At 36.0% G+C, this 15,239-nt stretch carries 15 protein-coding genes; 1 reads left to right on the top strand and 14 read right to left on the bottom strand.

Features of this window, described 5'->3' with window-relative positions; all coding sequences use genetic code 11:
- Positions 1-34 precede the first annotated feature (34 nt).
- Positions 35-466, bottom strand: a complete 432-nt coding sequence (locus Q0L65_RS11215; RefSeq protein WP_296686355.1) for an adenylyltransferase/cytidyltransferase family protein — start codon at positions 464-466, stop codon at positions 35-37.
- Between the two features lie 889 nt (positions 467-1,355).
- Between Q0L65_RS11215 and Q0L65_RS11210 the strand changes: the two genes are divergently transcribed.
- Positions 1,356-1,748 (top strand): endonuclease domain-containing protein, encoded by a 393-nt coding sequence (locus Q0L65_RS11210; RefSeq protein ID WP_296686352.1) that lies wholly within the window; start codon positions 1,356-1,358, stop codon positions 1,746-1,748.
- A gap of 1,035 nt (positions 1,749-2,783) precedes the next feature.
- Here the strand turns inward: Q0L65_RS11210 and Q0L65_RS11205 are convergent.
- From Q0L65_RS11205 to rpsD, 13 genes are all read right to left on the bottom strand, one after another.
- Complete coding sequence (locus Q0L65_RS11205; protein WP_296686350.1) at positions 2,784-3,248, bottom strand: UpxY family transcription antiterminator; 465 nt, start codon at positions 3,246-3,248, stop codon at positions 2,784-2,786.
- Between the two features lie 107 nt (positions 3,249-3,355).
- Positions 3,356-4,747 carry a UDP-glucose 6-dehydrogenase gene (locus tag Q0L65_RS11200; RefSeq protein ID WP_296686348.1) on the bottom strand — a complete coding sequence of 464 codons (1,392 nt, stop codon included), beginning with the start codon at positions 4,745-4,747 and terminating at the stop codon, positions 3,356-3,358.
- Between the two features lie 30 nt (positions 4,748-4,777).
- Positions 4,778-5,398 (bottom strand): recombination mediator RecR, encoded by a 621-nt coding sequence (recR, locus tag Q0L65_RS11195; protein WP_296686346.1) that lies wholly within the window; start codon positions 5,396-5,398, stop codon positions 4,778-4,780.
- A gap of 415 nt (positions 5,399-5,813) precedes the next feature.
- Positions 5,814-6,179, bottom strand: a complete 366-nt coding sequence (locus Q0L65_RS11190; RefSeq protein WP_296686344.1) for a CoA-binding protein — start codon at positions 6,177-6,179, stop codon at positions 5,814-5,816.
- A 62-nt stretch (positions 6,180-6,241) separates the two neighbouring features.
- On the bottom strand, positions 6,242-7,183 hold the full coding sequence (ctlX, locus tag Q0L65_RS11185) for a citrulline utilization hydrolase CtlX (protein WP_296686341.1): 942 nt from the start codon (positions 7,181-7,183) through the stop codon (positions 6,242-6,244).
- Between the two features lie 145 nt (positions 7,184-7,328).
- On the bottom strand, positions 7,329-7,697 hold the full coding sequence (locus Q0L65_RS11180; RefSeq protein ID WP_296686339.1) for a four helix bundle protein: 369 nt from the start codon (positions 7,695-7,697) through the stop codon (positions 7,329-7,331).
- A gap of 148 nt (positions 7,698-7,845) precedes the next feature.
- Entirely contained in the window at positions 7,846-8,760 is a 915-nt protein-coding gene (locus tag Q0L65_RS11175; RefSeq protein ID WP_296686338.1) for an arginine deiminase family protein, read from the bottom strand.
- 78 nt (positions 8,761-8,838) lie between these two features.
- Positions 8,839-10,110, bottom strand: coding sequence for a citrate synthase (locus Q0L65_RS11170; RefSeq protein WP_296686337.1), 1,272 nt, complete (start codon positions 10,108-10,110; stop codon positions 8,839-8,841).
- 159 nt (positions 10,111-10,269) lie between these two features.
- The gene (gene eno / locus Q0L65_RS11165; RefSeq protein WP_296686335.1) at positions 10,270-11,562 is read right to left on the bottom strand and encodes a phosphopyruvate hydratase; all 1,293 of its coding nucleotides are present in this window, start codon (positions 11,560-11,562) and stop codon (positions 10,270-10,272) included.
- 243 nt (positions 11,563-11,805) lie between these two features.
- Positions 11,806-12,906 (bottom strand): glutamine-hydrolyzing carbamoyl-phosphate synthase small subunit, encoded by a 1,101-nt coding sequence (carA, locus tag Q0L65_RS11160; protein ID WP_296686333.1) that lies wholly within the window; start codon positions 12,904-12,906, stop codon positions 11,806-11,808.
- A 164-nt stretch (positions 12,907-13,070) separates the two neighbouring features.
- A complete protein-coding gene (gene rplQ / locus Q0L65_RS11155) occupies positions 13,071-13,574 on the bottom strand; it encodes a 50S ribosomal protein L17 (protein ID WP_229316095.1) in 504 nt (167 codons plus the stop codon).
- Between the two features lie 40 nt (positions 13,575-13,614).
- Positions 13,615-14,607, bottom strand: a complete 993-nt coding sequence (locus Q0L65_RS11150; protein WP_026706997.1) for a DNA-directed RNA polymerase subunit alpha — start codon at positions 14,605-14,607, stop codon at positions 13,615-13,617.
- Between the two features lie 21 nt (positions 14,608-14,628).
- Complete coding sequence (gene rpsD, locus Q0L65_RS11145) at positions 14,629-15,234, bottom strand: 30S ribosomal protein S4 (protein ID WP_296686329.1); 606 nt, start codon at positions 15,232-15,234, stop codon at positions 14,629-14,631.
- Positions 15,235-15,239: the final 5 nt, after the last annotated feature.

Here is a 15,239-nt window from a genome sequence, read left to right as displayed (position 1 = left end):
TTCAACTGACAACCGACAACCAACAACCGACAACCTATTTTCTCGCTTGTTTTTCAGCTACTTCCTGACGCAAGCTGCTACTAGAAAAGCGATGTTCTCGTACATTAAAATACAGTTCAATTCCTTTTTCTTCACAATAGGTTCTGCCCGTAAAATTTTTATCTTGGTATTCGTCCCCAATAATACGCACATCAATCTTGAACGAACGTAAAATATCTTCTAAATCTTGTTCCGTAGCATAAGGTACTATTTCATCCACAAACTTACAGCCCTTCAATTGGATATAACGCTCTACCACAGACTGTACCGGACGATTTTTTTCAGGACGATCCAAAGTAGGATCTGTTTGCAATCCACAAATCAAATAATCACACTGTCTTTTAGCCTCTTCTAACATAGTGATATGACCCGCATGAAGCAAATCAAAAGCACTAAAAGTGATTCCTACTTTTTGTTTAGCACTCATAATTTCTATATAATTTTGAATTAAAACGTCTTGATTTTATTCCACGGCTTCGCCTCTCCCAGTCCCATAATGAGTACTGAAAAAGACAAATTTTTAAGCAAAGCAAAAGTAATAAAAATAAGCTGATTTCGGATTGATTTTTGAAACTATCCAGAGATTATAAATTACCCGCATTTAAAATAAATCCCTAAAATACTAATAATCAATTAAAAATTAAGAATTCAACCCTAAAATTAAATTCAAATATCACTAAATGTAGTGACACCAATTTACAAGGCACAATCCCGAAACACCAGACCGATTTACGATTCACTAACTACAAGACGTTCCCCTCTTGAAATCGAAGATTCAACGATTCCAAAAAAACAATAAAAACGAGAGTTATAGGGGCTAGGGGTGTGTTTCGATCTACGATTCACTAACTACAAGACGTTCCCCTCTTGAAATCGAAGATTCAACGATTCCAAAAATAAAATAAAAACGAGAGTTATAGGGGCTAGGGGTGTGTCCCAATTTACAATAATAAATAAACAGCATACGATAATAAAACAATTCAGGCATTTGAAACACTGAACGTTCCCCTCTTGAAATCGAAGATTCAACGATTCCAAAAATAAAATAAAAACGAGAGTTATAGGGGCTAGGGGTGTGTTATATTCTCTTACAATTACTCCCAACATCCAAACTACTAAACGCACTATTCACCCTACACAATTCCCCTCTCGAGAGGGGCTAGGGGTGTGTTTTTGAGTTACAATAGTAAACAAACAATACACAATAATAAAACAATTCAAGTACATGAAACACTGTACATTCACCTCTTCAGAGGAGCCAGGGATGCGTATTTTTAAAATAAATAATTACCTTTAACATCCCAAATCAAACCCAAATGTCAAAACGAAAAATCATCCCCTACAACCCAAAACTAACTGTATTAGCAAGAAAACTCCGAAACGAATCTACCGAAACAGAAATCTTCCTTTGGCTAAAACTAAAAGGAAAACAAATGTACGGTTACGATTTCCATAGACAAAAACCAATAGACAATTACATTTTAGATTTTTTCTGCTATGAGCTCTTATTAGGAATTGAAGTAGATGGTTACTCCCATGAAATTCTAGAAGTTCATAACAAAGACATCATAAAAGAAAAACGAATGAATGAATTAGGAATAAACATTCTCCGTTTCAGTGATTTTGAAGTTTTGAGGGATATGGAAAATGTAATTCGAGCTATTGAATTTTACATTTTAGAATTTGAGAAAACTCACAAAAGCAATTAATTAGCACGATAAAACAAACCCCTAACCCCTCTCAAGAGGGGAACCGTCTTGAATAAACAAACACTATTAAAATAAAAAGAAAAATTATTTTAAATTAAATGGTCACTTTTTGTGACTAGTTCAACTAGTTAGTTTATCTCTTGCCGAGTTGTCGCAAAATTTGAGTTAACTGTTTATTCCCAATATTCAATAAAGCCAAGCGACTTTGTTACATTCCCTTATATGACTTATATGGTTTTAAAATTTACAATCCCGAAACACCAGACAGATTTACGCTTGAAAAAAACACAACTTAAATAGCACCCCACTAAACGGCTGTCTTGCTGAACTTGTTTCAGCATCGCAACACCTACCATGAAATACGCCATACAATTTTAAGACATAAAACTAAGAAAAACACAAAGTACTTCCACTTATATTCCCTTATTATGACTTATAAATTAATAAAGTACATAACTCCGCCACGAAAAAAATAGAACAACTTGAGAATAGTTACAACTTAATAGTTCTTAATCTCTTAATGAAAAAAACTTTAGTGACTTTCTTACATTCCCTTATATGACTTATACGGTTTTTAAATTTACAATCCCGAAGACTCGGAACGATTTACGATTGAAAAAACACAACTTAAATAGCACCCCACTAAACGGCTGTCATGCTGAACTTGTTTCAGCATCGCAACACCTACCATAAAATACACTATCCAATTTAAAACATGAAACTAAGAAAAACACAAAGTACTTCCACTTATGTTCCCCTTATATGATATATGAATTGATGAAGCTTGGGGAGAAATACAACAATTTGAGAATAGTTACAACTTAATAGTTCTTAATCTCTTAATGGTAAAAAAACTTTAGTGACTTTCTTACATTCCCTTATATGACTTATATGGTTTAAAAAAAGTGAAAAGTAATTAGTAAATAGTGATTAGTTTTAAACTTGAAACAACGAATATTAAACAATGAACTAACAACAGACAACCATCAACTGACAACCGATAACAGATAACAGATAACGGACAACCGACAACACCTACTTATGCTTCATCTTCAAAACACAACCCATCGATTCCAAAACCAAAATATAGTGAGAAGCAGTTACTTCTTGCACTACAGCTTGTTGGTTCACAAAAGGACCTGAATCCACTTGAATGGTATCACCAACTTGATAGGTACTGACTTCAATTTCAGCAATACCAGGTGAACTCAACCATTTTTTAATAGTAGCGATTTCCTCATCGCGAACAATAGCGGGTTGTTGCAACCAAAACAAATACCGCACAGCTCCCGGAGATTGAAAAACCAAGGAACGATCTTTCTCTTCCAAATGCACAAAAACATAGGAATTAAACAACGGTACTTCTACCTTCTTTTTTCGATCCGACCATTGGCGCTCTTTGGTCACCAAAGGACAATAGCAATCGATTCCGATAGCTTGCAATTGCTCGGCAACTTTTTTCTCCCATTTGGGTTTTGTATAAAGTACGTACCAGTTCATATTGTTATTATCTGTCATTGCGAACGCAGTGAGGCAATCTTTAATTTGCTTCAAAGGCACTAAGGCGCAATTAATAGTAATTATTAAAAGTCAATTTAAAAAAGCAACTAAGCCCCAATACCTTGATAAACAAACCCAATTGCTTCCAATTCAGAACGATTCAATAAATTACGTCCGTCAAAAAGGAAGGCTGGTTTTTGCATTCCATCATAAATTTGTTGCCAATCATAAGTCGTGAATTCATCCCATTCGGTCAGTACTGCAATAGCATGCGCTCCTTGACAAGCTTCATAGGGATTAGAGAACGATTGCACTTGAGCCACATTCGCATCATGCGAACGGGTTTCTAAATAATCCAAATCAGACACTACTTTAGCAGCAGACACCTTAGGATCATACACCGCTATCTGAGCTTGCTCATTAATCAAATCATCCGCTACATAGATGGCTGCCGATTCGCGAGTATCATTGGTATCTTTCTTAAACGCCCAACCCAAAAAAGCAATCTTTTTGGATGCCACCGTATTATATAGTGTTTGGACAATTTTAGCAGAGAAGCGTCTTTTTTGATGATCGTTCATAATAATCACCTGTTCCCAATAATCAGCTACCTCGTTCAATCCATACGACTTAGCGATATAGACCAAATTCAAAATATCTTTTTGGAAACAAGAACCTCCAAAGCCTACAGAAGACTTCAAAAATTTAGAACCAATGCGGCTATCCATTCCAATAGCACGAGCTACTTCATTCACATCAGCACCTGTTTTTTCACACAATTCGGACAACGCATTGATAGACGAAATACGTTGTGCCAAAAAAGCATTGGCAGTTAATTTGGACAATTCCGAAGACCAAACATTAGTCGTCAGAATTTTGTCGGTTGGTACCCAATTCGCATACACATCCACCAAAGACTGGATTGCTTCTTGCCCTTCAGGACTAGTATCGCCACCTATTAAAATACGATCAGGATGCAATAAATCGTCTACCGCTGTCCCTTCCGCTAAGAACTCGGGATTGGACAAAATTTGAAATTGCACCCCATTTCCAGTATGATCTAAAATATTTTTAATCGCCTCAGCAGTACGCACAGGCAAAGTAGATTTCTCCACTACAATTTTATTGTCTTTGGCAACCTGAGCTATTTGGCGTGCACACAACTCAATGTACTTCAAATCGGCGGCCATGCCTTTTCCTTTCCCGTAGGTTTTAGTTGGCGTATTCACCGAAATAAAAATCAATTGTGCTTCATCAATCGCTTTTTCGACATCTGTAGAAAAAAAGAGGTTTCTGCCTCTGGCTTCGGCCACAACAGCACTCAAGCCTGGTTCGTAAATCGGAATATTATCCACATTTTCATCATTCCATGCTGCAATACGATCAGCATTCAAATCCACTACCGTCACCTGAATATGCGGACATTTTTGTGCAATTACCGCCATAGTAGGTCCACCCACATATCCTGCTCCAATGCAACAAATTTTTGTAATCTTCATTGATTCTATCATTAGTCGTTCGACTTTATTTTAATTATTCGTAATGGATTTTTCAAAAGGAACCCGTTGCAAAATACTACGCCCTAGTGTCACTTCATCTGCATATTCCAGTTCATCTCCTACTGAAATTCCTCTGGCTATCGTAGACAGTTCCACTGGATAATCCATAATTTGTTTGTAAATATAAAAATTGGTAGTATCCCCTTCCATAGTGGAGCTTAACGCAAAAATGATTTCGCTCACACCACCTTGTTTCACTTTATCAATCAAAGGACTAATATACAACTGACTAGGCCCTACCCCATCAATGGGAGAAATCTTACCCCCCAACACATGGTAAATCCCTCTAAATTGTCCTGTATTTTCAATTGCCATGACATCGCGAATGTCTTCCACCACACAAATTATCTGATGGTTCCGACTCACATTGGCACAAATTTCACACAAAGCAGTATCGGAAATATTATTACAGCTAGTACAATGTTTGATGTCTTCTCGCATGGTCATCAAAGCCTGAGACAAATACTGTGTTTGCTCCTGAGGCTGTTTCAACAAATGCAAAACCAATCGCAAAGCCGTACGCTTACCGATACCCGGCAATTGAGACATTTCGTTAACTGCTTTTTCTAATAATTTTGAAGAAAATTCCATGAATGCAAAAGTAGTGAATTTAAAAAAGAATAATCCTACCCCTTGTTTAATTTGTTTTTGATGATAATTACACGTCAGTTCGAGTGATTTTTGCTAAAAAATTGTATCGAGAACAAGTAAAATTTAGTCTAAAAAACAATATTGTATTATTGTCTATAGATTGCAAATCCGTCTACGTCAGTTCGAGTGATTTTTGCTAAAAAATCGTATCGAGAACAAGTAAAATTTAGTCTAAAAAACAATATTGTATTATTGTCTATAGATTGCAAATCCGTCTACGTCAGTTCGAGTGATTTTTGCTAAAAAATCGTATCGAGAACAAGTGATATTTCATTAAAAACGAGTAACTTCCCTAAATCTGAAGGTTGGTCAATACACGTCAATTCGAATAACGAAGCATATCGAAAGATTAATCCTAATATTGATTAGTTGCCAATAAAACCAAAGTACAAGCTACTTCCACCTGAATATCGTTCAATGCTAACAATTGGTAAAACTCTGGATTTTCAGTTCCCGGATTAAAAATAACACGTTTAGGATGCGCCTCAATAATATAATTGTAATACTCCCTTTGACGTACTGGATTAAGATACAAACTGACCGTATCCACACTTTTAATGGGCAACGCTTTGGTTTGAATTTTAATACCTGCCACTTCTCCTGCATTTTGACCAATCGCCAATACCGAATGGCCTTTGGCAACCAAAGCAGTGACAGCTTTAAAAGCATAACGTTCAGGTTTAGTAGTAGCGCCAAGCACCAAAGTTTTTTTATTTTTCATCGATTTGAATTGTGAAAGGCAAAAGTAATCAAAAAAGAAACGGTTGTGTCAAATTATTCGGACTAAACCGTTGTTTTAGGCAAGAAAATTTCAGCCATCATACAACGCGCACTACCCCCTCCACAAGCTTCAATAGTATCTAAACTAGCTTTCAAAATAGTTAGATGTTCTTCTAATTGAGCTATTTGTTTCTTAGTCAAGCTTTGGTAAGCCGAAGCACTCATTACCAAATAACGACGCTCATTAGCGCCAACTACTTCTAGCATATTGCCTGCAAAATGGTTCAATTGTGCTTCAGTAATCAAAATAATTTCTTTTTCATCACCACGCAAACTATCCAAGACCATTTTGCGTTCTTTTTTATCATCAATACAATCCGCACAAATTACGGCAAAAGTATCGCCAATACACATCATCACATTAGTATGATAAATCAACTTACGTTCATCACCAACAGTCTGAAAGGCTTCAAAAATAACGGGGGTATATTCAAAATCTTCACAAAACTCGATAAACAATTCTTCATCAGCCCTAGGAGACAAAGCACAATAGGCTTTTCCGTTTTCACGATCCAACACAATGCTACCAGTTCCTTCCAAGAAAAACCCTTCCGTTTCAGCCGAAGTATAGTCCATAATTTCGTTGACCACAAATCCCTCGTCTTCTAGCACATCCAGAATATCTTCTCGGCGTTCCAAACGACGATTCTCAGCAAACATAGGATACAAAACCACATCGCCATTTTCGTGAAACGAAATCCAGTTGTTTGGAAAAATACTATCTGGTGTATCAGTCTCAGCAGTATCATCAACTACAATCACTTGTACACCCACAGCACGTAATTGAGCAACAAAAGCATCAAATTCCTGCTGCGCTTTGGCATTTACCGTAGCAGGCAACAATCCGTCCAACACTTTTTGATAGTAATTATTGACAGCAGTTTGTTCATTCATTCGAAATGCCACAGGGCGAATCATCAAGACAGCGTTAGTAGTTTGGTTCATATTTTATATCTGTTTTCTGTTATCGGTTATCTGTTCTCTGTTCTCTGTCATTGCGAACGCAGTGAAGCAATCTCTAATTTGCCACGAAGTCGCAAAGGCACAAAGTTTTTTATGTATTGTTTCTGTTTTTTGTTCTAGAGAAGAATTAGGTTTTCCAATTCGATTCAACATACTGTATAAATTTATAGATTTTTGCACCTAAAGCATCATAGTCGGTAATAAATCTATCTATATCGGGAACTAAACCAGCGTACAGATGCCTTATTTTGAATAAATGCGCTTTGGTTTCTAAACAACTGGAATGAGAATACACTAAAAATTTGATAAAATCTGCTTTATAGCGCTTTCTGCCATAACCTTCAACTATATTTGAATTCACTGAATCGGCAGATCGTCTGATTTGGCTACCCAACTCATACAATTCATGCTTTGGCAATAACAACGAAGCAGGATGAATTTCGTAAAACAGAGCCAAACTAATTGTATATATGTCTAAATCTTCATGACTTTTCATCTTAATGTAATTTTAAATAAAACAACAGCCAACTAACAACTGACAACCAACAACCAACAACCAACAACCGATAACTGACAACCGATAACCAATAACCGATAACTGATAACTGATAACTGATAACTGACAACCAACAACCGACAACCGATCACTCCCTAATCAACGGCAATGTCGAGCAACGCAACAAGCCTTCTTGTTTCGCTATTTCAGCATACGGAATTGTTTCAACGGTAAATCCATTATCTCTAAGCCAATGGTTCAAACGTGTAAATTTTCGTTCAGAAACTACTACATCTGGTGCAATAGAAAACACATTGGAATACATATGATACATCTCCTTGCGTTTGATATGGAATAGATTTTCTTTCCCAAACAAATTGACCAAAAACAAATAATCGGCCTCTTCACGAAAACCGCGTTTGTAAATGATAGCTTTGTCTTTACCCACGGGCTGAAAACAACAATCCAAATGCAACGCATTATCGCGGGCTTCTATTTTGGATTTAACCAAATCGAATTCCTTAACTATTTTATTAGGGAATAATTTACGGAGGTACTCCACTCCTAGCATATTAGTTCGGGCAGTAATATAATCTTTGTAATCACTTCCTTTATAAGTCCCCACAAAAATATAATTCCCCCACAACATGACATCGCCACCTTCAATATGAACCTCTTCAGGAGGACGCACCACTTTAGCAGGCGCAATTTGATCGATGATATACTGTATCGCATCGAGCTCACGCTCTCGATCAGGTAAAATATTAGATTTAATAAATACATCGTCAATAACAAATCCAATATCACGAGTAAAAATCTGATTGTAATTCGGGATGAGTTGAGGACGAAAAACCGTTACCCCATAGTTTTGTAATACCGCCTCAAAAGCATCCATTTCAGTCACCATATCGGCTTCAATAGGGTAAGTCCCTGCTTTGATATGTTCCAATGATTTAGGGTCATACGCCTCTTCGGGTTGGGGAGTAGGCCCATTGCTCTCCGCCGTCCCTAATACCACTGCCCGCAAACGGGACGTTTCATCTTTTATATTCAATTGCAACATAAACTCGGGATTTAACTAAGGCTAAGATAACAAAAAAAGCTTCACTGAGAAGTGAAGCTTGATGTATTGAAGTTGAAATTATCGTTTAAATGCTCTCAAAGGATGACCGATGTAGATTTGTCTTGGTCGACCAATTGGTTCTTTATTTTCACGCATTTCTTTCCATTGCGCAATCCAACCTGGTAACCTTCCAATAGCAAACATAACCGTAAACATATCGGTTGGAATACCTAAAGCTCTGTAGATAATACCAGAGTAGAAATCCACATTAGGATATAAGTTTCTCGATTTGAAGTACTCATCTTCCAAAGCGGCAGCTTCTAATTTTTTAGCAATGTCCAAGATAGGATCATTCACTCCTAAAGTACCCAATACTTCATCGGCTGCTTTCTTAATGATTTTCGCTCTTGGATCAAAGTTTTTGTACACACGGTGACCAAATCCCATCAAACGGAACGGATCGTTTTTATCTTTGGCTTTTGCCAAATATTTATCCGCATCACCACCTGTTTTATAAATTTCTTCTAACATCTCAAGTACCGCTTGATTCGCTCCGCCATGCAATGGTCCCCAAAGTGCAGAAACACCGGCAGAAATAGAAGCAAACAAACCAGCGTGAGAAGAACCTACCATACGTACGGTTGAAGTAGAACAGTTTTGTTCGTGATCAGCGTGAAGAATGAATAATTTATCCAATGCATTAATAACTACTGGATCAGCAGCATAAGGACCTGTAGGCAATTCAAACATCAAACGCATGAAGTTTTCTACATACCCTTTCGTATTATCGTAGTAGTTCAATGGGAAGCCCATACTCTTTCTGTACGTCCAAGTAGCAATTACTAAGAATTTACCCATAGTTTTACATACCGCCTCATACATTTCTTTACTGTTCTCTACATTAACTGACTTGGGATTAAAAGCAGTCAAAGCACTGGTCAAAGCAGACAAGACACCCATTGGATGCGCTGTTTTTGGAAAACCGTCAATGATGTTTTTCATTTCCTCGTTAACCAAAGTATATTTTCTAATGTCTTCCTCAAATTGATGCAATTGCTCAGCGGTTGGCAATTCTCCAAAAATAACCAAATAAGAAACCTCTAAAAAATTAGACTTTTCAGCCAAATCTTCGATAGAATACCCTCGGTAACGTAAAATACCCAACTCACCGTCAAGGAATGTAATTTCACTTTTGCAAGAACCTGAATTTTTGTAACCTGGATCAAGTGTAATCAAACCTGAAGCGTCACGTAATTTACTAATATCGACAGCGCCTTCATTCTCACTTCCTACAATAACTGGAAGTTCAAATTGATTTCCATCGATTTCTAATGTTGCTATTTTTGACATAATATAAAAAGGAAATAAACTGTATTAAAATAATAATTCTTCAAATTTAGGCAATTTCATATTAATTTGAAAGTGAAAATAGAAGTGAAAATGTTAAAATTCAAAAAAAAAAGCCATTCACGAACCGTGAATGGCTTTAAAAAATATTATTTTATATAATTATTTTACTTTAAATGCATTTTTTCCAGGGAAATAAGCGGTGTTTCCAAGCTCTTCTTCAATACGAATCAACTGATTGTATTTAGCCATACGATCAGAACGTGAAGCCGAACCTGTTTTAATTTGACCACAGTTCAATGCTACTGCTAAATCAGCAATAGTATTGTCCTCTGTTTCTCCTGAACGGTGAGACATTACTGAAGTATAACCCGCATTTTTAGCCATGTTTACTGCAGCAATAGTTTCTGTCAAAGTACCAATTTGGTTTACTTTTACTAAAATAGAATTAGCAATACCTTTTTCAATACCAGTTGACAAACGCTCTACATTAGTTACAAACAAATCGTCTCCAACTAATTGTACTTTATCACCAATTTTTTCAGTCAATAATTTCCATCCATCCCAGTCGTTTTCATACATACCGTCTTCGATAGAAATAATTGGATATTTAGCTGCTAATTCAGCCAAGTAAGAAGCTTGTTCTTCTGAAGTTCTAATTTTTCCTGTTTCACCTTCAAATTTAGTATAATCGTATTTTCCGTTTACATAAAATTCCGAAGCTGCACAGTCTAAAGCAATCATAATTTCGTCACCAAAAGTATATCCAGCATTTTCAACTGCTTTTTTAATCGTATCCAAAGCATCTTCTGTACCTCCAGCTAAGTTAGGTGCAAAACCACCTTCATCACCTACTGCAGTAGAAAGACCTCTATCGTGCAATACTTTTTTCAAGCTGTGGAAAATTTCAGTTCCCATTTGCATAGAGTGAGAAAAAGAAGTCGCTTTTACTGGAAAGATCATAAACTCTTGGAAGGCGATAGGCGCATCAGAGTGAGATCCTCCGTTGATGATATTCATCATCGGTACTGGCAAAGTGTTGGCTGATACACCACCTACGTAACGGTATAATGGCAATCCTAATTCGTTAGCAGCCGCTTTAGCAACAGCCAAAGACACTCCTAAAATAGCATTAGCTCCTAATTTAGATTTATTAGGCGTACCATCTAAATCAATCATCATTTGATCCAATACATTTTGTTCGAAAACAGAAGTACCTACTAACTCATCAGCGATAAGAGTATTGACATTTTTCACTGCATTCAAAACTCCTTTTCCTAAGAACGCTTTTCCTCCATCACGTAACTCAACAGCTTCGTGTTCTCCAGTAGAAGCTCCAGATGGAACTGCTGCTCTTCCTAAAACACCGTTTTCTGTGATAACATCAACTTCAATAGTAGGATTCCCTCTAGAATCAAAAATTTGTCTTGCGTGAATTGTAACGATAATACTCATAATCATTTATTTTTATAATGTTGAACTTTATAATTTTAACGCAAATATATTACATCTTTCGTAATCAAAACACAAAAAAAACCAATCTTATTAACGAAAACGTTGTAATTTTTAAGTACAAAAGTAGAGGCGAATTGTGATTATCAAAGTTTTAAAAGAAATAACACGCAATTATATCAAAATGTTATATAAAAAAAGCGGAGTACTAGTACTCCGCTCTCAGAACATCTTGAAAGGATGTAATTATTTTTTCATGTTCTCAATAAATTGATCAAACAGATACGAAGAATCATGTGGACCTGGACTAGCCTCTGGATGGTATTGTACCGAAAAACAATTTTTATTTTTCATACGCATTCCAGCAACCGTTTCATCATTCAAATGCAAATGCGTAATTTCCAAATCAGGATGTTGTGCTAATTCTTCTTTATTGACAGCAAAACCATGGTTTTGAGACGTAATCTCTCCTTTGCCAGTAATCACATTTTTAACCGGGTGATTAATTCCACGGTGTCCATTGAACATTTTATAAGTAGACACTCCATTGGCCAAAGCAATAACTTGATGTCCTAAACAAATTCCAAACAAAGGTTGATTATTGGCTATGATTTCTTTGGCAACACCAATGGCACTCGTCAAAGGATCTGGATCTCCAGGACCATTCGACAAAAAGAAACCATCAGGATTAAAGGAAGCCAAATCAGCATAGGATGAATCGTAAGGAAAAACCTTGATATAACAATCTCTTTTCGAAAAATTGCGGAGAATATTCGTTTTAATACCTAAATCTAAGGCTGCAATTTTATAAGTAGCATTCTCATCTCCGTAGAAATAAGGAGCTTTAGTGGAAACTTTAGAAGCCAACTCTAATCCTTTCATATCAGGAACCTGAGCCAAAGCCGCTTTCAATTCTTCGATGGGAGTACCATCAGTACAAATCACCGAGTTCATAGCACCGTTGTCACGAATATAACTTACCAAAGCACGAGTATCTACATCCGAAATACAGATTAAATTTTGTTGCGTAAAATAATCTTCCAAACTCTCCGTAGCATCGGGACGAGAATAATTAAAGCTGAAATTTTTACAAACCAAACCAGCAATCTTAATTCCTTGAGATTCTATTTCTTTATCATTAACTCCATAGTTACCTATATGAGCATTAGTAGCCACCATGATTTGTCCAAAATACGAAGGATCAGTAAAGATCTCTTGGTATCCTGTCATTCCAGTATTAAAACATACTTCACCAAAAGTAGTTCCGCTAATTCCGATAGATTTTCCGTGAAAAATAGTCCCATCGCTTAGTAATAGAATGGCACTTTGTCTAGTTGTGTATTTCATGTGTAGTTTAATATGCTGCAAATTTAATTCATAAAAGCAGCGAATGCAAAAAATTGGTTGAAGTTTTTTTTATTTTGAAAAAAGGATTCTAAAAAATTCAAAAAAAAAGGATAAACTAAAAATTAGTTTATCCTTTTTTTATTATTGAATGATTATAATCATAATTATTCAGCAGCTTCTGTTGTTGGTTCAGCATCAGCAACTGGAGCTTCTGCAACTGGAGCTGCTTCTACTTCGTCTGCTTTTTTAGCTTTTCCACCACGACGGCTTTTTGCTTTTTTAACTTCTTTTTTACCTCCGTTGTAAAGTTCGTTAAAATCTACTAATTCGATCATTGCCATATCAGCATTATCTCCTAAACGATTTCCAACTTTAATGATACGAGTGTATCCACCTGGACGGTCACCTACTTTAGCAGCAACATCTCTGAACAAGTCAGTAACTGCATATTTGCTACGTAAGTAAGAAAAAACAATACGACGATTGTGAGTCGTATCTGCTTTTGATTTTGTTATTAATGGCTCAACAAATTGTTTAAGCGCTTTTGCTTTAGCAACAGTAGTGTTAATACGTTTGTGCTCGATTAGAGAACAAGCCATATTAGCTAACATAGATTTTCTATGTGCAGTCTGTCTGCTTAAGTGATTGAATTTTTTTCCGTGTCTCATTGCTTTATGAAATGTAACCTACCCTAACGGGAAGATTAGATTATTCTTTATCTAGTTTGTATTTTGCCAAGTCCATTCCGAAGGTCAAGTTTTTAACCGCAACTAACTCATCAAGTTCAGTCAACGATTTTTTACCGAAATTACGGAATTTCATTAGGTCATTTTTATTGAACGATACTAAATCACCAAGTGTATCAACTTCAGCCGCTTTCAAGCAGTTTAATGCTCTAACAGAAAGATCCATGTCTACAAGCTTAGTTTTAAGCAATTGTCTCATGTGCAATGATTCCTCATCGTATGATTCTGTTTGTGCGATTTCGTCAGCCTCAAGAGTGATTCTTTCGTCTGAGAACAACATGAAATGGTGAATTAAAACTTTAGCCGCTTCAGTAAGAGCATCTTTAGGATTGATAGAACCATCAGTTTTGATTTCAAAAACTAATTTTTCATAATCTGTTTTTTGCTCTACACGGAAGTTTTCAATAGCATATTTTACATTTTTTACCGGAGTAAAAATAGAGTCTGTAAAAATGGTTCCAATTGCAGCATTTTGTTTTTTGTTCTCTTCAGCAGGAACATATCCTCTACCTTTTTCGATAGTTAAATCGAAATTCAGTTTGATTTTGCTATCCAAATTACAGATAACTAGTTCTGGATTCAAAACTTGAAAACCTGAAATGAATTTTTGAAAATCACCAGCTGTTAATTGATCTTTACCAGAAACTGAAATAGTAACAGCTTCATTATCGATATCTTCAATTTGACGTTTGAAACGTACTTGTTTAAGATTAAGGATAATTTCGGTAACGTCTTCAACAACTCCTGAAATAGTAGAAAACTCATGATCTACACCTTCGATACGAACAGATGTAATTGCATAACCTTCCAATGCTGAAAGCAAAACTCTTCTAAGTGCATTACCAACAGTCAATCCGTAACCAGGTTCTAAAGGTCTAAATTCAAATTTACCTTCAAAATCGGTTGAATCGATCATGATAACTTTATCGGGCTTCTGAAAATTAAATATTGCCATAAATTTCGACTAAGTCAATTATTATTTGTTGTACAACTCTACGATTAATTGTTCTTTAATGTTTTCTGGAATTTGCAATCTTGCAGGTACAGAAACAAATGTTCCTTCTTTAAGATCGTTGTTCCATGTAATCCATTCATAAACATGACTTGAATTAGATAAAGAACGTTCGATAGCCTCTATAGATTTAGATTTTTCACGAACAGCAACTTTATCACCAGGTTTAAGGTGGTAAGAAGGAATATTAACTACTTCACCGTTTACAGTGATGTGTCTGTGAGAAACGATTTGACGAGCACCTCTTCTAGAAGGAGCAATACCCATTCTAAAAACTACGTTGTCTAATCTAGCCTCACATAATTGTAATAATACTTCACCAGTAACTCCTTTAGTAGCTGATGCTTTTTCGAATAAATTTCTGAATTGTTTTTCTAAAATTCCATAAGAATATTTAGCTTTTTGCTTTTCCATCAATTGGACAGCATACTCAGATTTTTTTCCTCTTTTTTTAGCCATCCCGTGTTGACCAGGTGGGTAATTTCTTTTTTCGAAAGCTTTATCGTCTCCGAAAATTGCCTCGCCGAATTTACGTGCGATTCTTGTACTTGGACCAGTATATCTTGCCATTTTAA

It is taken from the genome of Flavobacterium sp. (assembly GCF_024642105.1).
In the GTDB taxonomy this organism is placed as follows: domain Bacteria; phylum Bacteroidota; class Bacteroidia; order Flavobacteriales; family Flavobacteriaceae; genus Flavobacterium.
This window is presented reverse-complemented; position numbering and strand designations above follow the sequence as displayed.